Source organism: Thermoanaerobacter wiegelii Rt8.B1 (assembly GCF_000147695.2).
GTDB classification, from domain to species: Bacteria; Bacillota; Thermoanaerobacteria; order Thermoanaerobacterales; family Thermoanaerobacteraceae; genus Thermoanaerobacter; species Thermoanaerobacter ethanolicus.
The window spans coordinates 1,259,323-1,277,290 of record NC_015958.1 but is presented as its reverse complement, the minus strand read 5'-3'; the positions used below and the strand labels follow the sequence as shown (position 1 = coordinate 1,277,290).

Below are 17,968 nucleotides of genomic sequence, written 5' to 3'. Positions count from 1 at the left end.
ATAGTGGGAAACACTCTTTATTATGCTGGAAAATTTTCCACCCTATTATTTTTATTAAAGGAACTAAATAAAAAATACAAAACTTTAGGAGAAGTAATCAAATCAGTTTCGCACTAATTTAAAAGACACATAAAGGGCTGCAGCTCCACAAGCATTAAAAAAGTCTGGCTCACTTTCATAATTTCTTCCCATTGTTGTCAATTTAAGCCCAGATTCTTCTATATATCTTTTAGTAATGGAAGACTCCACAAATTCTATTGTAAATCGCGAAAATACTGGATTCGAAATTATTTGTTCTTTTATTATCTTCTCTTTTTCTCTTTCCATTGTAGGAAAAGTCAAAACACATGAACTGTTACACAGCTCTAAAACAGTTATAGTATGGTGACTAATCCCTTGATGTCTCTGCCTTTTATCATTAAACCCAATTCTTGGGATAAGTACAGGCTTACCTCCTAATTTACTTGTAGCATCTATTATATGGGCTTGTTCTACCCCTGAAAACCCATATTTGGTTCCTGTGCCTACTATTCCCGGTCCCATCGTTACTATAACAACATCTGTTTTTAACACTTCCTTTGCACCTATCAAAGCAGTATAAATATTTACACATTCATAATCTCCTCCAAAAGCATGTCCAATTGTAACTGTTTTATCTATTATTCCCCTCTTTTTAAGCTCAAAAACTGTATTGCTGAAACTAATAGGCAGACATCCTCCATCTGTCATCACATATGTAATTTTAAGGTTAGGATTTGTACTTTTTAGCACTAAGGCTACAGGCGCTACCATACTGTGAAGTTCTCCAACTATTACAGGTAAATCTTCTAAACTTTCAAACTCTTCAAAAGCAGTATGATAAGGACTGTTTTGCTCCTCCATAGTCAACACATTTATCTGAAAAGGCGTATATCTCAATTTCATAATATGCCCATTTCCCACAGCATCGTATTCAGAGTATTTGAGATTTACAACTATAAAGTCATAGCCACCTGTCCCAAGATTTAAAAGGCGAGCAGTTCGGTTTACATAAACTTTATCTCCTACTTCTATTTTACCAGTTATATCGTCATAATTTAAAGCTAACGCCTTTTCTCCCTCTGACTCAACTTCCACAACAGTTATACCTTCTCTTTGTGCAACAATTTTACTTACTTTAGCTAAATAAACGCTAATCACATTATCTTTCTCCTTTTCTTCCTAACATATCGAGGTAATTTAAGACTTTATTTTTTTCGATTAAAGCAGTTAAAGAATATTTTTCTGTAAAAATATGTAATAAAATTAGCAACGCCAATATTATCAACCTGCCATATAAATCAAAAATAAGAATACTGCTTATTCCCAAAGACATTCCTAAAACATTTGATCCAGTGTCCCCCATCATCACATTTGCTTTTAAATCTTCTGGAAAATACACTAAAAGAATCATAGTCAGCAAGACTAAGAAATGGGGATGGGTTTTCCCGATTATTAGAAAAATTAAAGAAATAACCAAAAAAGTTTTTCCGCATCTTCCAGGTCGCAAGTCTACAAGGTTTAAAAAATTCGTAAAAAGTGCAATTATCAAGGTATTTATTATCAATTCCTCTATATTATTTTTTCCAACATTAAAACTCACATAAAAAGCAATTAAAATTCCTGATAAAGCCTTTAAACTGCCTGTAGTAGGCTTTCCTTTTAAAAGCATAGTTATATGACCCTTTAGCCCTCTTACACTCCTGTCTCCTAATACATCATCTATAAAACCGACAAAAGAAATCAGTGATAAGCTCAATAAAATTACCTCTTGATATTCTATTCTAACTCCAAATAAATTGAGAAGTACAATTGACACAAATAAAGCAGGAACAAATACAATACCACCACAAACAGGTATCATAACTTTTTTATAGTTTTCCTTCAAACACAAAGGCTTGTTAATAATGCTATAAAAAAGCTTTTTTGTTATAACTGTCATTATTAAAGGAATTAATATTTTAGTCCAAAACACTATCTCACCTGCTATTCTTTAATATTCTTTGAAAACAACTTATACATTAATACTTTTAGTATATCCCAAAACTGCTTACCTCTGTGCAGGAAGCCTTTCAAGTTTCTCCCTGTAACAGAGTGCGTCATATTCACTTCTACTTCTTTTATTTTATACCCTTTCTTTAATATATCTATTGTCATACCAACTTCTATTCCAAAGCCTTTATAAAAAGTTTTTAAACTCTCTAAAACCTCTTTTTTAAAAGCCCTTTGACCTGACAAGACAGATTCAATTTCATTTCCTGTAAAGTATTTTACTCCTTTTCTGGCTAAAGTTTTAACAAAGCCAAATCCAGCTTTTACATTTGTCTTTGGAAATTTAGCAATTGTAACATCTGCTTCTCCCTCAAGAACAGGCAATATAAGTTTTTTGACTTCTCGTGACGAAAGACCTACATCTGCATCTAAAAAAACTATCACATCATTTTTTGCATATTTCAAGCCTTCTTTTAAAGCTGTCCCTTTGCCAACATTTTTCTTCATATTGACTATTTTAGCTCCTGCTTTTCTTGCCTTTTCAGCAGTACTATCAGTTGAGCCATCATTTATTACGATGACTTCATCAACTTCTTCAACATCTTTTAATCCCTTTATGGTATCAATTATTCTTTCTTCTTCATTGTAAGCAGGTATCAATACACTAACTTTTTTATTCATCTATCTACCCTCACTTTTTAGAATTAGCAGAGGAATTATGTGTAGAATTGTCAGTATTCATAAAAGAATCTGGCATTAAGCTCATTGCACTTTGCTTAATTCCATAATTTCCTTCTTTACCCTCCATTACCATTATAAGCGACGTCTGCCCTATTATATCCTCCACATTATCTATTGTGGAAATATGCTGTTTTTTATACGCATCAATATAGGAATATTTAGTATCACTTTGTTCAACACCTACAATAGGAACATTAAGTAGCTTCACTTGTTTTATAATGGGAATATCTATAGAAGCTACATTATTATCTTTATTATTACTTCCTCCAGCTATAATTACAAAATCTGTATTACCTGGAATCCCTGTAAAATCTATATAACCATTTGTCTTTAAATAATTAATAAGGTCCACATCCTGACCTGTTACAATTGAATTAGCTAATTTTGAAACTACAAATTCATTCAAATGCTTTTCGTCTACTGTAACTCCATATTTATTAGAAAGGAAGTTTATTAAATTTTGCACTTCCAATTCATCGCCAGTATCAAAACTGTCTTTTATAACAGTAATCGACTCAATAGTAGCTCCTGCCTTTAAAAGAGCATTTCTCATGCCAGAATATATAAACTCATTTGTAGTTTCAATAATCGCTACTTTCACTCCCGTTAATCTATCAGCTACTAACTCAGGAAAAATAATTTGATGATATTGATTGTAATACCCTATCTGTTTATTTAACTCTTGAACAGTGTTTTTTAAATTATTATTTTCTGTTTGTAAATCCTTAAACTTTTGTTCTAACTCGTTTATAATTGCAGTTTGTTGCTCTGAAAAAACTTTTTGGCCATCTAACATAAAACCTATAAAAATTCCAATTCCTAAAGCAATAAAAATAGAAGCAATTGTCAAAACATAGTATTTAATATTTATATTCATAGAAAGTCCTCCTCAAAATCCGATTAAAAGGCGAATTCTAAGTTGTAATAGTTTCAATAGCTGCTGCATAGGTGGTGAAAAATACGCTATTACTCCAAGAGGAATCAATGCTGCCAGTATAATGCTAAATATATAAGAAATTTTAAAAGTTTCTCTGTACAGCTTATTTACTCCTTTGGCATCGATTAATTTTTCTCCTACTTTTAATCGCACTAAAAAAGTGCTTGACATTCCTTTTCTCCCTTTTTCCAGAAAATCAATCATGCTGGAATGGGTCCCTACAGCCACAATTAAGTCAGCACCTTTTTCAAAAGCCAAAAGCATAGCTATATCTTCACTTGTACCTGGAGCCTTAAAAATTTCTGCTTTAAGGCCTAATGCCGTTACTCTTTCCAAGCCCGGCGCTCTTCCGTCGGGATAGGCATGAACAATAATTTCCTTAGCCTTTTTTAAAGCCTCATCGCTTACACTGTCCATATCTCCAATGACTATGTCAGGAACAAGGCCAAACTCTAAAAGAGCATCTGCCCCTCCATCTACCCCTATTAAAATCGGTTTTACATCGTTAATATACTGTTTTATTGTAAACAAATCTTCTTTGTAATCCTTTCCTCTAACAACCACAAGAGCATGTCTATTTTTAAAACGAGTTTTAGTATTAGGTAATTCAACACCACCCAAAATAAAATATTTTTCTTTTTTTGCATATTCCAATGTATTTTCAATAAATTTATCTAATTCAACACCTATGTTTTCGCGACTTTCTTGCAATTTATAGTTTATAACGTCCTTTGTAAGAAGTTTCCCGCTTTTTATAAACACACCATCTTTATATATTTCATTATCTATTATAGTGATTTTGTCATTTTCTTTCAACAAATCAAAAATATCCTTCCCAACATCGTCAATAATTGGAATTCCAGCCTCACATAAAATAGAAGGCCCCATGTTAGGATATCTGCCACTTATAGACTTATCAGCATTTATGACTGCCAAAACTTTTTTTTCAACTAAGGATTCAGCAGCCACTTCATCTATATCTCTATGGTCAATTATAGCTATTTCTCCAGAATTTAGTCTTTTTACTAAATTTTTAGTTCTTTTATCCATTTTAATTGTACCTGTTATTTGCATACAAGCTTCCTCCATAAAGTAACATCCCATTGTTTATTATTATAGCATAAAAAATTTTTACATGAAATAAAAAGTCAACATGTCAATCACATAAAATATGCCCTCTATTTGTTTTTTTAACAAACAGAGGACATAACTTATTTGTCGCCGTGAAAATTCAATATTTATCGCCCTATTTTATGTTTGTTGCCCTTTTGAAATGGGAGGTTAAAAAAGAGAAAGCAGGTATCTACCCCTTTTACCCCGCTTTCATCCCCAACCTCAATTTATCAGCAATAAGCGCGATGAATTCTGAGTTTGTCGGCTTACCTTTTTCGTCATTTATAGTATATCCAAAAAGTTCATTTAAGACTTCTGTTTTGCCCCTGCTCCAAGCAACTTCTATTGCATGCCTTATAGCTCTTTCTACTCTGCTAGGAGTAGTATTGTACTTTTCAGCAATTTTAGGATATAACATTTTAGTTACAGAATTTAAATACTCCATATTGCTAATAACAAGAGAAATAGCATCTCTTAGATACATATAGCCTTTTATATGAGCTGGTACTCCTACCTCATGAATAATTTCTGTAATCATTGCTTCAAGGTCATAATTTTTCTTCGCTTTTACCACAGGAAATACAGTCTTTGATACTACATCTAATTCAGGCTCCATAAGCTCAGAAATCCTTTTTGACAACATAGCTAAATCAAAAGGTTTTAAAATATAATAATCTGCCCCTAATGCAATAGCCCGTTGAGTTATTTTTTCTTGGCCTACTGCAGATAAGACTAAAATTTTAGGCTTTTTTAATTGTTCTTCATTTATCTTTTCCAAAACACCAATGCCATCTAAATATGGCATTATAATATCTAAAATTAACAAATCTGGCGGTTGATTTTTAATGAGTTCAATCGCTTGGTTGCCGTCATTGGCAACACCAACCACTTCAATATTTTCTTGAGTAGATAAATACTCAGCTAAAATAGTAGCAAATTCTTTGTTATCATCTGCTATCCCTACTCTAATCTTCTTAACCAATTATTTAACCTCCCATTGCTAATATTAGTATATAATATTTATTCTACATAATAATTGAATTTCCTTCTTTTTCCCTTAAAAATTTTTAGTTATTTGTAAAAACCTGCTTATTATTAAGTAGAGTATTCATTTCATTAATCATCCATTCTGCATAAACAGCATATCCTTTTGTAGGGTCATTCACAAAAACGTGAGTAACTGCTCCTACCAGTTTTCCATCTTGTATAATAGGACTACCACTCATACCCTGTATTATGCCTCCAGTCTTTTTTAATAAATTCTTGTCAACAATTTTAATTATCATACTTTTAGGGCTAGGAGTTTCTTGATACGCTTTTTTGATAATTTCAATATCAAATTGCTGTATACCTGTATTATCAATGGTAGCCAATATTTTAGCTGGCCCTTCTTTTATTTGGCTTTGATATGCTATAGGAATCTCACCATACAAATCGTTCTTAAAGTCTTCATACATATTCCCGTAAATTCCAAATTCAGTGTTTTTTAATATATTCCCTATTGTATCAACTTCTTCTAAAAAAATCCCTTTTAATTCCCCAGGTTTACTTCTTCTTCCTTGGTCAATAGAAGTAATTCGAGAATTCATAATCTCTCCATTTTCTACTGATAACATGTGACCAGTATCTATATCAGTTATAGCATGACCTAAAGCTCCATACATCTTGCTAGTAGGATAATAAAAGGTTAAAGTACCTATACCAGCAGTGTGGTCTCTCACCCAAAGACCTATTCTGTATTGTCTATCCTCTTTTGACTTTATAGGATAAATCGTAGTATAAAAGATATTATTTTTTCTATTTATTTTTAACTTTAAGGCTTTTCCCTGTAATTCATTTGCAATTTGTGTAATGTCTTCTGCTTGCTTTATTTCTATGCCGTTGACTTCTAATATTATATCTCCTATCTGTATTTTCCCTTGCTTATAAGGACTATAAATTTTACCGTCCTCCCCCATTATATCTGAATAGCCTACTACTAATACTCCCTTTGTATTTAACTTGACCCCTATCGCTTGGCCGCCCGGTACTACTTTTATTGTCGGAACGATGTCAACACTGATATGCTTTATAGGAAATATTCCAAAGAGCTTAAAATCCAAATTTACTGTGCCAGTGTTTACCGCTTCTATAGTAATAGGTTCTTTCAAATTTAAAACATTTTTATCTTCTGTCTCATTAATTTTTAAAAAACCTTTTTTATCAGCTTGAAAACTTACTTTTATTGGTATATTAAAGTTATAATTAACTTTTTCACCTTGAAAAAATTTAAAACTTGAGGGAGTTTTCGCTATATCTTGTATAGGAGTAAAATAATTTGCAAATACTAAAAAAAAGCTTAAGGATATAAAAAGTAGCAATTTTACTGTATTTTTTGTCATTCTCTCACTTCCTTTTTTGCAGCTTATTTTAATCTAAAATTAACTTAACCTTTTTTAAAGCTTTATATACTGTCAATATATTATCCGATAGTAAAAGGAAGTGAGATTAAACTAAAATATTAAATTTTGCTTTTAAATTGAGATGCAATATCTAATAATTCTTTTGAATGTTCTAAAGTAGTCTGAGTAACATGTGATCCTCCCATAATACGAGCTAATTCATTTATTTTACCTTGATAGTCAAGTTTTTCCACATTTATATAAGTTCTTTCATTTTTTGTAATTTTGGAGATTCGATAATGTGTATCTGCCATAGAAGCGATTTGAGGTAAATGAGTCACACAAATCAATTGATGTTTTTTAGAAAGATATGCCATTTTTTCAGCTACTAATTGGGCAGTTTTCCCGCTTATTCCTGTATCAACTTCGTCGAAAATCAAAGTGGAAATTCCATCTGCGGAAGCGAGAATAGTTTTTAATGCCAGCATAATTCTCGAAAGCTCGCCACCAGAAGCAATTTTAGACAAAGGTTTTAAAGGCTCTCCTATATTTGTAGAAATTAAAAATTCAATTTTATCAAATCCTGTTTCAGTAGGTTCTTCCATTTTTTCTATATTCACTTTAAAATAAGCATTTGGCATATTAAGTTCAACTAAAATTTGATTTATATTTTTTTCTATGTTATCTGCTATTTGCTTCCTTTTGAGATGTAATGCTTCACCAACTTCTAAAATTTTTTTCCATAACTTTTGCTGCTTAAGCTTCAATTCTTCTTGCTTTTCTTCAAAATTTAATATATTCTCTAATTCTCTTTTTTTATTTTCTTTAAATTCTAAAATATGCTGTATTGTAGGTCCATATTTTCTTTTCAAGGAATTTATTTGATCTAATCGTATTTCTATTTCCTCTAAACTTTGCTGGTTAAAATCTAAGCCATTCAAGTAATCCCGTACCTGTAAAGCACAATCCTCTAATTCATAGAGAATATTCTCCAGCTTATCTTTTAAACCTTTAAGCTTTTCATCTATAGAAAAGGCTGTTTCTAAATTTTTTATTACAACATGTAAATTATCTAAAACAGAAAAGCTCCCACTACCTTCGTACAAAATTTTGTAACTAGAATTCATAGCAGTAAATAATTTTTCGAAATTCATAAGCAAATTTCTTTTTTCTAACAACTGTGTTTCCTCTTCTACGCTCAAATTCGCCTTTTCAATCTCTTCAATTTGATACTTCAAAAGATCAATTGTTTCATTCTTTTCTTTTTCATCTTTAAAAAAACTTGAAATCTCATTTTGTATCTTTCTATATTCTTCTAACAGCTCTTTAAATTTTTCTTTTAAACTTTTAAACTTTTGGTCACCAAAATTATCTAAAATAGAAAGATGTTTTGTATTGTCTAAAAGAAACTGATGCTCATGTTGACCTAAAATATCTACCAAGAAAGCACCTATTTTACTCAAAAAAGAAAGAGGCACTATTCTGCCATTTATCCTACAATAACTTCTTCCACTGCTTGTAATTTCTCTATTTATTATCAAAGTATCATCCTCTTCTAAGCTCAAACCTACTTCTTCTAAAATTTCTACAATTTTATCCTTGTTAGAATCCACAAAAAATATTCCTTCTACGATAGCTTTTTCTTCACCAGTACGTATTATATCTCTACTGGCTCGACTACCTAAAAGCAGCAAAACCGAGTCTATAACTATAGATTTCCCTGCTCCTGTTTCTCCAGTTAATACATTGAATCCTTCTTCAAATTGTATTTCTGCCTTGTCAATAAGTGCAACGTTTTGGATGCTAAGTGCTAAAAGCATAACAAAACCCCCAAAAATCACTTAACTAACTTTCTGAATTTCTCCAATAGCTCTTGAACAGCTTCTTCATTTCTCACTAAAACAAAAATGGTATTGTCACCTGCTAAAGTTCCAACTATATCTTTCCAATTTAATGTATCAATCGCCTCTGCTGCTGCGGGAGCTGTGCCTGATAACGTTTTTATAGCTATGATATTTCCAGCATAATCCACGCTCACTATAGACTCAGATAATAAAGTCATTAGTCTATCTGTAATATGGCTATCTACTTTTCCCATCGGGGCGTATTTATATCTTTTTCCATCCTCTGTTAAAACTTTTATCAGTCTCAATTCTTTTATATCTCTTGACACAGTCGCTTGAGTCACATCAATACCTTGTTTTTGAAGTTCAGCTGCTAACTCTTCCTGTGTTTCAATTTCTTTTTCAGATATTATTTCAAGAATTTTAGCGTGTCGAGCTATTTTCATCATAGTAATCTTCACCTCTTTTACTTTTTATCTTTCTGTAAGTTTGTCCCTCAATAAGTCAAAAAAATTGGTATTTTTTACTTTTATAAGATTGGTATATTCATTGCTTTTTTTAATGTAAATTATATCTCTATAATCAAGTTTATATCCCTGTTGTCCGTCGGTTGTTATCATTAAATCTTGATTCTCTTCGCTTATTTCCAACCTGAGGACATCCTCTCGTGAAACTATTATAGACCTTGAATATAAAGTATGGGGACATATAGGTGTTATTATTATAACTTCTACTGTAGGATATACAATAGGACCTCCTGCTGAAAGTGAATAAGCAGTTGAACCAGTAGGAGTTGCAATTATTACTCCATCTGCTAAATAAGTATCTACATAGTTATTATTGACATAGGTATTTATACGAGCCATTCTTGAAAAAGCTCCTCTTGTAATGACAATATCATTCAAAGCTCTAAAATTAATAATCTCCATATCATTTTTAACTACATTTGCCTCTAGCATCATCCTTTTTTCTACTGTATATTCTCCTTTATATATTTTATCTAAAGAAACAAACACCTCATTTACATCTACTTCCGTAAGAAATCCAAGATGACCTAAATTCACGGCAAAAATAGGCGTGTCAAAAGGCGCACAAAGCCTTGCAACATTTAAAATAGTACCATCTCCACCTAAAGCAATTATAAAATCGCATTTACTATATATATCTGTAGATTTTCTACCGTATTCATCATAACCCATTTTAGACGCAACTATTTCGTTAAGATATGGTTCAGAACCATGCTCCAATAGCCATTTTACTACAGATTTTGTCACTTCTAAGTCTTTATCTTTATTAATATTTGGAATTACACCGACTTTTTTCATTATAATATCACCACATTTATCATATTCTACAAAAAAACAAATTTTCCTGCTACAAATTTTTAAATGCCTCTTTTACAATTTTCGTAATGTCAAAATTGTGTTGCTTTTCAATTCCCTTTTTGCCGTAAATTAAATATTCTATATTGCCTTCTGCCCCTTTTATAGGAGAATAGGTAATATCTATTATACCGTAGTTAAACTTTTGAAACAAAGTCACAATTTTTTCAATCACTTCCCTATGAACGGCCGGGTCTCTCACGACGCCTTTTTTACCTACTTTTTCTCTCCCTGCTTCAAATTGAGGTTTTATTAAAGCTATCAAATCTCCCTCTGGTTTTAAAAATTTATCTGCAGAAGGTATAACAAGTTCAAGGGAGATAAAAGAAACGTCTATTGTGATCATGTCCACTATTTCAGGCAATGTCTCTAAAAATCTTATATTAGTCTTTTCCATGTTTATGACCCGAGGGTCATTTCTTAAACTCCAATCCAATTGCCCGTATCCTACATCTACAGCATATACTTTCAAAGCACCGTGTTTTAAAAGGCAGTCAGTAAAACCTCCTGTGGAAGCTCCAATGTCTAAGGCAATCTTGCCAGTCACATTAATATTAAACGTTTCTATCGCTTTTTGTAACTTTAGCCCACCTCTACTTACATAAGGTAAAGAATTAGTTTTTACTTCAATTGAAGAATCTATGTTGACAAACTCTCCAGCTTTTTCAATTCTCTTGCCATCAACATATACTTCTCCTGCCATAATAGAAGCTTTTGCTTTTTCTCTTGAGGAGAAAAAACCTTTTTGAACAAGCAAAACATCCAATCTTTCTTTTTTTGAAGCCATATTTACCTCATTTCCTTATATTTTTGTAGTATAGTATTTGCGATAGACTCGGCATCTAAATTGTATTTTTTAAACAAGTTTTCCACATCTCCGTGTTCAATAAATTTATCAGGAAACCCCAAACGCAAAACTGGCTTATATATTCCATTAGAATTTAAAAGCTCGAGTATAGCGCTTCCAACACCACCAGCTATGACATTGTCTTCCACTGTAACAATAAATTTAACTTTGTTTGAGATATCAAAAATCAGCTCTTCATCTACAGGTTTGACAAATCTCAAATTGACAATAAAGGGTTGCAAATCAGAAGCTTTTAAAATTTCTTTTGCTTCTAACACCTTTCCTACCATTCTTCCTAATGCAAAAATTGCTATTTCTGTTCCTTCAGAAATTAACTCTGCCTTTCCAAACTCTATACTGCATTCTCTTGTAATATCGAATTCTCCTGCTTTTCCCCTTGGATACCTTATGGCAACAGGGAAGTCAAGATTTCTTGATAATTTAACCATTTCAACTAATTCATTGGCATCTTTAGGAGACATAATCGCTATATTAGGTATAGGCCTCAAATATGATAGGTCAAAAACTCCTTGATGGGTTTCTCCATCCTCTCCTACAATTCCCGCTCTATCAATTGCAAAAACAACAGGTAATTTTTGTATACATACATCGTGTATAAGCTGGTCATAAGCTCTTTGTAAAAAGATAGAATACACTGCAAAATAAGGTTTATATCCTTGCACTGCCATTCCTGCTGCAAAGGTAGTAGCATGCTGCTCTGCTATTCCTACATCAAAAAATCTTTCAGGAATCAATTTTGCAAAATGAATAAGCCCTGTTCCCTCTGGCATGGCAGCAGTTATTGCAACAATTTTGTCATCTTTTAATGCCATTTCAGTAAGAGTCTTCCCAAATACATCAGAATAAGTCGCCTGCCCCTCATTTACAAACTTACCTGTTTGTATGTCAAAAGGAGCTGCAGAATGAAATTTATCAGGAAATTTTTCTGCAAATTTATAGCCTTTGCCTTTTTTTGTGATAACATGTACTAAAATAGGTCCTTTTATTTTCTTTGCTCTTTCTAAAACCTCTATTAGGCTATCAACGTCATGTCCGTCAATAGGTCCTAAATATGTAAAGCCCATCTCTTCAAAAAACATTCCTGGCACTACTAACTGTTTTACAGAATCCTTAATTCTTTCAATGTATTTATGAAGGCTTTTTCCTATTGGAGGTACAATATTGAGTAAATTATCAACCTCTTGTTTTAATTTGTTGTAAGTAGGGTCAGTTCTAAGTTTACTTAAATACAAAGATAAACTACCTACGTTTTCCGAAATAGACATCTCATTGTGATTTAGCACGACAATCAAATCTGTTTTAGACCTTCCTGCATTATTTAATGCTTCAAAAGCCATGCCACCTGTCAAAGCTCCATCACCGATTACCGCTACAACAGAATATTTTTCACCCTTTAAATCTCTTGCCTTGGCAATACCCAATGCTGCAGATATAGAGGTGCTACTGTGACCTGCTCCAAATATATCATGCACACTTTCCGTTCTTTTAGTATAACCAGAAAGGCCATTGAATTTCCTTAAAGTATCAAACTGGTCTTTCCTACCTGTAATTATTTTATGTACATAACATTGATGCCCAACATCCCAAATTATTTTGTCAACAGGTGAATTAAAAACATAGTGAAGTGCAACTGTAAGTTCAACAATTCCAAGGTTTGAAGCTAAATGCCCACCTGTTTTAGACACCTTTTCTATTAAAAACTGGCGTATTTCTTCACAAAGCAGTGGAAAGTCCTTTTTGTCAATTTTTTTTAAATCATAAGGGCTGTTAATTTGTTCTAACATTTAAAACCCTCACTTTCTTTTTTTCCTTTTATTATTTTTATAATCGGGCAAAATCTTTATACCCGTGTTTTTTTCTATCCAAGCAAAAATTACAGCAACTGTATAAACAATAGACTGGCTTTTAGCTATACCTATATTTTTACCAATAGCTTTTCCTCCAATTGTAATGGCAGATAATAAACCTCCTAAAATCGCAGTATAAATAGAACCTTTGGGTCCCTCAAAAGCTAATTTTACAATTATTGCCATCAGAGCAGCACCAGAAACAATTCCAGAAATATCTCCTACTACGTCATTGCAAAAATTAGCCACAATATTAGCATTTCTAAGAAGTTTTATGGCTTCCTTTGCTCCAAATACTTTTTTAGCCGCCATTGCATGAAAAGGTTCTTCTCTGCCTGAAATTACTGCTGTACCTATTATATCAAAAATTATACCAATTAACACTATAAAACCAAGAATACAAAAGGCTACAAGGAGATTGCTCTCTTTTAATGCAACATCAGAAAAAAATTTAATATAGTGGCAAGAAAAAAGGTTATAATAGTTATATGTAAAATCCACTTATAATTCGTATTTATGTTTTTATTTTTCATAATAAAAAAAGACCTCCTACATGTATAAAGGCAAAGTGGTAGCATATTGGGTAAACTTTGCGGCTTAGGTCCAGTAGGATTTCCCAAGCGTGCACTGAACGTCGCCGTTCAGCGGTTCCCCTTTAAGCCCGCTTTTACCTTGTCGCCAAAGGTAAGACTGGACTACCACTTAGTCCGCACCGTAATCCCCAATATGCCGCCCGGCAAGGCGCAGCCTAGGAGTTTTCCTCAACAGAGGGACTAACCCCTATCCTCTTTTGCAATTCGGGTTTCATCAGCAATAGCCAGTAATTCAAGAGCTCTTTGAATTATGGCTTACAACTGATATCCACCCGAATCACTCAAGGCAGGCTACACTGTCCGCAGCTTTATGGCCGCGAGACAGGTTCATCCTACCCCGTAGCCTGTAAAAGCCACGCAAGTAGGTCTCCGCGGAGGAAGGGTCAACGCCCACATGCCATTGTGGATCGCCCCCCCTCCTTAACTCCCAGCACCAGCCCCCAACTGGGCGTTGAAAGCCAGCACCAGGAACTTCATCGATGTGCCCTTGACGGATTTTTAGGCCCGTCTTCGGGATTAGCGCCTCTGACTAGGATACTGCACCACTTTGCCTTTCTTTTCAAGGTATATTAATTATAACATAATAAAAATGACAATATCAAACCTCTACAAAGTCTGTAGAAGGTTGCTACAGTCATTTAACTGTCAAAAAACTCATTTCTTTCAAAAAGCATTGTCAATACTCCCTTAAGCTTTAGTTTACTCTTTCAATCAAATAATTGGAAAGCTCTTTTAAAAACTCTGCTTTTTCTCCAAACCTATCTAAAATCTTTATAGCATTCTGTGTAAGCTCTACAACCATCTCTTGAGATTTTTCTAATCCAAAAATATTGACAAAAGTAAACTTGCCTTTTTCTTTATCACTACCTACTTTTTTACCCAATTTTTCCTCTTCTCCTATTACATCCAATATATCATCTTTTATTTGAAAAGCAAAACCTATTAAGCGTGCATATTCCCTTAAGGCATGAATCTCTTCTTCTGTAGCACTAGCGATGTAAGCTCCTGCGCAAACAGAGGCTTCTATCAAAGCTCCTGTCTTGTGTTCATGCATAAATTTTAATTCTTCATAAGTAAGCTCCGTATTCTGGGATAGTATATCTACAACTTGCCCACCAATAATTCCTTTACATCCTGAGGCTGTCGCAATTTCATTGGTAGCTTTCAATATTCTTTCATAATCTTCAGGATGTTCTAAAGCATGTCTTACTAACACTTCATACCCTAAATTTAAAAGCCCATCGCCAGCTAAAATTGCTATAGCTTCCCCATAAACTTTGTGATTCGTGGGCTTTCCTCTTCTTAAATCATCATTATCCATTGCTGGAAGGTCATCGTGAATCAGAGAATAAGTATGAATAAGTTCAATCGCACAAGCTACAGGAAGAGCTTTTTTTATATCTCCTCCTAAAAGCTCACAAGAAGAAAGGCATAAAACTGGTCTTAACCTTTTCCCTCCCGCAAACACACTATATCTCATTGCTTCATAAATTATCTCTGGTTTTTCATCTATATCAAGTATTCTGTGTAGTTCTTTCTCAACAAGCTGTTGTTTTTCTCTTAACTTTTCTTTAAACATTCTTTTCCTCCTCTTTAAAATCAATTTCTTCATTTTCGTTGATGAGAAGGGTTATCTTTCCTTCAACCTCACTTAACCTTTTTTCTAATCTCTTAGAAATTTCAACACCTTCTTTAAACAAGTTAAAAGACTCTTCCAACCTTAAATTTCCTTTTTCTAGTGTATTTACAATTTCTTCTAATCTCATCATTTCTTCTTCAAAAGTCAATTCCTCATTCATTCTCTTTCACCTCTTGTACAATCGCTTTAGCTTTGCCATCTTTAAATAAAATTTTTATTTCATCATAAGGTTTTATATCTTTCACAGAAGAAATAACTTTTTCTTGCTTATCTAAAACAATTGTATAACCTCTTGTAAGTACTTTTAAAGGACTTAAAGAATTCAACTTTTCTGCTAAAATTAAAAAATCATTTCTTTTATGTTGGTATATAGAAAGCATTTCATTGTATAAAGAGGCTGTTAAATTTTCAACTTTATGCCTTAAAATTTCACTTTTCTTAGTGGGGCTATTAAGATACAAAGCCCTATTAAGCCCTTCAAATTCTTTTTTCTTGCGATTTAATTCAGCAGTCATCAATGTTAATAATTTCGTTTTTAATAAAAACAATTCCCTTTGGTAAACTTTTATGTCTGGTACTACAATTTCAGCAGCTGCAGAAGGGGTAGGAGCTCTCAAATCCGCCACAAAATCAGAAATAGTAAAGTCTGTCTCATGGCCTACAGCAGAAACAACTGGTATGCGAGATGCATAAATACATCTTGCCACTTTTTCTTCATTGAAAGGCCAAATTTCTTCTAATGAACCTCCACCCCTTGCTAAAATAATTACATCAATGTCTTCCCTTTTGTTCAAAATTCGAAGAGCATTACATATTTCATCGGCGGCTGAGCTTCCTTGCACCAAAACAGGAACCACTAAAATGTCTACTGTTGGATTTCTCCTTCTCGAAATTGTTATTATATCTCGTATTACAGCCCCTGTTGGAGAAGTCACCACAGCAATTTTTTTAGGATGTTTAGGGATAGGTTCCTTTTTATCAGAATCAAAAAGTCCTTCTTTTTCCAGTTTCTCTTTAAGCTTATTAAAAGCAAGGTATAAAGCCCCAATACCCTCCGATTGAATAGACTGCACATAAAGCTGATAAGTACCGCTTTTTTCATAAACTGTTATTCTACCTGTAGCAATCACCGACATACCGTCCTGCAAAGTAAAATTTAAAAGTCTACTATATTCATTAAACATCACACACTTTAAAGAAGCTACTTCATCCTTTAAAGTAAAATATATTCCAGTGCTGTGATATTTTAAATTAGAGATTTCTCCTCTTACTCGGACATTTCTCAAAATTATATCATTGTCCATCATTCTCTTGATATAGTCCGTTATCTCACTGACGTTAAGTGCTTTTAATTGCATATTTAAAAGCCTCCAGGGTGTTTTTAAGTATCATAGCTGTCGTCACAGGCCCAACTCCTCCTGGAACTGGTGTTACATAAGAACACAAGTCTTTTACAGATTCAAAATCCGCGTCTCCATATATATTTCCATCGTAAACGTTTATACCTGCATCTATAAGAATTGTCCCTTCTTTAATCATATCTCCCTTTACCAAATTCATTTTTCCGGCTGCCAACACTAAAATGTCTGCTTGTTTAGTATAATAAGCCAAATCTTTTGTCTTTGAATGGCATACCGTAACTGTACAATTTTTATCCAATAAAAGCTTAGCTACAGGTTTTCCTAAAATATTGCTTCTGCCTATTACAACTGCGTGTTTTCCCTCAAATTGAGTATCAATACTTTCTAGAATATGTAAAATTGCTTTGGGAGTACAAGGAACAAAAAGAGGTTTTCCAGCAAAAAGCCTTCCCATATTATAATTAGATATGCAATCAACGTCTTTATAAGGATTTAGCGTATCGTATACCAATTCAGCATTAAAGTTTTTAGGAAGAGGCATTTCTATCATTATGCCGTGGGTATTTTTATCTTCATTTAAAAACTTTAAGGTGTCAAAAAACTTCGACTCTTCACTTTCTGAAAAATAATAGATTTCAGCTTCAATCCCCACATTTTCACAAGCTTTAACTTTAGAGTTTGCATAAACTTTTGAAGACTCATCATTTCCAGCCATCAAAATCGCTAATCTGGGCTTGTAACCAAACTCCCTTATCTCTCTTTTTACCTCTTCTCTTATCTTTTTAGAAATCTCCTTACCATCAATTATCATTTGATTTACCTTCCTCCAATCCTTTATCCCTTACAAACGCTCCCAACAAACCGTTTATAAACACATGAGAATCTTCTGTACTGTATTTTTTAGCTATTTCTACTGCTTCGTTTATAGAAATATTTACAGGAATATTCCCGTATTGCATCTCATAAATGCTGCACCTTAAAATAGCCAAATCTATTTTTGGCATGCGGTTAAGAGCCCAATTTTGAGAGTATCTTTCTATTTCCTTATCAATTTCCTCTAAATGTTCAATAGCCCCTATTACGGTATTTTCTATGTACTCTTTTTGCTCGCCTGGGTCGTTTTCCTTATAAAAATTCTCAAATATTTTGCTTATAGGTAGCCTTGAAACGTCGTATTGATAAAGCATTTTTACAACCCATTCCCTGGCTTCTGTTCTGTTCATTGTCCCAACTCCTTGAATTTTACTTCTTA

At 33.0% G+C, this 17,968-nt stretch carries 17 protein-coding genes and 1 pseudogene; all 18 read right to left on the bottom strand.

Features of this window, described 5'->3' with window-relative positions; all coding sequences use genetic code 11:
• Window positions 1-102 precede the first annotated feature (102 nt).
• Entirely contained in the window at window positions 103-1,179 is a 1,077-nt protein-coding gene (locus THEWI_RS06260; protein WP_014062821.1) for a DUF3866 family protein, read from the bottom strand.
• 1 nt (window position 1,180) lies between these two features.
• Window positions 1,181-1,993 (bottom strand): MraY family glycosyltransferase, encoded by an 813-nt coding sequence (locus THEWI_RS06255; protein ID WP_003871241.1) that lies wholly within the window; start codon window positions 1,991-1,993, stop codon window positions 1,181-1,183.
• A gap of 11 nt (window positions 1,994-2,004) precedes the next feature.
• Entirely contained in the window at window positions 2,005-2,691 is a 687-nt protein-coding gene (locus tag THEWI_RS06250) for a glycosyltransferase family 2 protein (protein WP_014062820.1), read from the bottom strand.
• 10 nt (window positions 2,692-2,701) lie between these two features.
• Window positions 2,702-3,628 (bottom strand): copper transporter, encoded by a 927-nt coding sequence (locus THEWI_RS06245; RefSeq protein WP_014062819.1) that lies wholly within the window; start codon window positions 3,626-3,628, stop codon window positions 2,702-2,704.
• Between the two features lie 12 nt (window positions 3,629-3,640).
• Complete coding sequence (gene steA / locus THEWI_RS06240) at window positions 3,641-4,762, bottom strand: putative cytokinetic ring protein SteA (RefSeq protein ID WP_003871238.1); 1,122 nt, start codon at window positions 4,760-4,762, stop codon at window positions 3,641-3,643.
• A 238-nt stretch (window positions 4,763-5,000) separates the two neighbouring features.
• Entirely contained in the window at window positions 5,001-5,783 is a 783-nt protein-coding gene (spo0A, locus tag THEWI_RS06235; RefSeq protein ID WP_003871237.1) for a sporulation transcription factor Spo0A, read from the bottom strand.
• Window positions 5,784-5,868: 85 nt separating this feature from the next.
• Window positions 5,869-7,182: a SpoIVB peptidase gene (spoIVB, locus tag THEWI_RS06230; RefSeq protein WP_004396343.1), complete on the bottom strand. Its 1,314-nt coding sequence runs from the start codon at window positions 7,180-7,182 to the stop codon at window positions 5,869-5,871.
• A 119-nt stretch (window positions 7,183-7,301) separates the two neighbouring features.
• On the bottom strand, window positions 7,302-9,002 hold the full coding sequence (recN, locus tag THEWI_RS06225) for a DNA repair protein RecN (RefSeq protein ID WP_014062818.1): 1,701 nt from the start codon (window positions 9,000-9,002) through the stop codon (window positions 7,302-7,304).
• Window positions 9,003-9,019: 17 nt separating this feature from the next.
• A complete protein-coding gene (locus THEWI_RS06220; protein WP_003871234.1) occupies window positions 9,020-9,475 on the bottom strand; it encodes an arginine repressor in 456 nt (151 codons plus the stop codon).
• Between the two features lie 24 nt (window positions 9,476-9,499).
• Window positions 9,500-10,351: an NAD(+)/NADH kinase gene (locus tag THEWI_RS06215; protein ID WP_003869847.1), complete on the bottom strand. Its 852-nt coding sequence runs from the start codon at window positions 10,349-10,351 to the stop codon at window positions 9,500-9,502.
• 49 nt (window positions 10,352-10,400) lie between these two features.
• The gene (locus THEWI_RS06210) at window positions 10,401-11,195 is read right to left on the bottom strand and encodes a TlyA family RNA methyltransferase (RefSeq protein ID WP_003869846.1); all 795 of its coding nucleotides are present in this window, start codon (window positions 11,193-11,195) and stop codon (window positions 10,401-10,403) included.
• 2 nt (window positions 11,196-11,197) lie between these two features.
• On the bottom strand, window positions 11,198-13,060 hold the full coding sequence (gene dxs / locus THEWI_RS06205) for a 1-deoxy-D-xylulose-5-phosphate synthase (RefSeq protein ID WP_014062817.1): 1,863 nt from the start codon (window positions 13,058-13,060) through the stop codon (window positions 11,198-11,200).
• A 9-nt stretch (window positions 13,061-13,069) separates the two neighbouring features.
• Window positions 13,070-13,656 (bottom strand): annotated as a pseudogene (locus THEWI_RS06200) (hypothetical protein).
• Between the two features lie 754 nt (window positions 13,657-14,410).
• Window positions 14,411-15,295, bottom strand: a complete 885-nt coding sequence (locus THEWI_RS06195) for a polyprenyl synthetase family protein (RefSeq protein ID WP_014062815.1) — start codon at window positions 15,293-15,295, stop codon at window positions 14,411-14,413.
• The gene (xseB, locus tag THEWI_RS06190) at window positions 15,288-15,515 is read right to left on the bottom strand and encodes an exodeoxyribonuclease VII small subunit (RefSeq protein ID WP_014062814.1); all 228 of its coding nucleotides are present in this window, start codon (window positions 15,513-15,515) and stop codon (window positions 15,288-15,290) included. Before xseB ends, THEWI_RS06195 begins: the two co-directional genes overlap by 8 nt.
• Window positions 15,508-16,713: an exodeoxyribonuclease VII large subunit gene (xseA, locus tag THEWI_RS06185; protein ID WP_014062813.1), complete on the bottom strand. Its 1,206-nt coding sequence runs from the start codon at window positions 16,711-16,713 to the stop codon at window positions 15,508-15,510. Before xseA ends, xseB begins: the two co-directional genes overlap by 8 nt.
• Window positions 16,694-17,527, bottom strand: a complete 834-nt coding sequence (locus THEWI_RS06180; protein WP_003869840.1) for a bifunctional 5,10-methylenetetrahydrofolate dehydrogenase/5,10-methenyltetrahydrofolate cyclohydrolase — start codon at window positions 17,525-17,527, stop codon at window positions 16,694-16,696. The genes xseA and THEWI_RS06180 overlap by 20 nt, the downstream gene beginning before the upstream one ends.
• Complete coding sequence (gene nusB, locus THEWI_RS06175) at window positions 17,517-17,939, bottom strand: transcription antitermination factor NusB (RefSeq protein ID WP_004396360.1); 423 nt, start codon at window positions 17,937-17,939, stop codon at window positions 17,517-17,519. The genes THEWI_RS06180 and nusB overlap by 11 nt, the downstream gene beginning before the upstream one ends.
• Window positions 17,940-17,968: the final 29 nt, after the last annotated feature.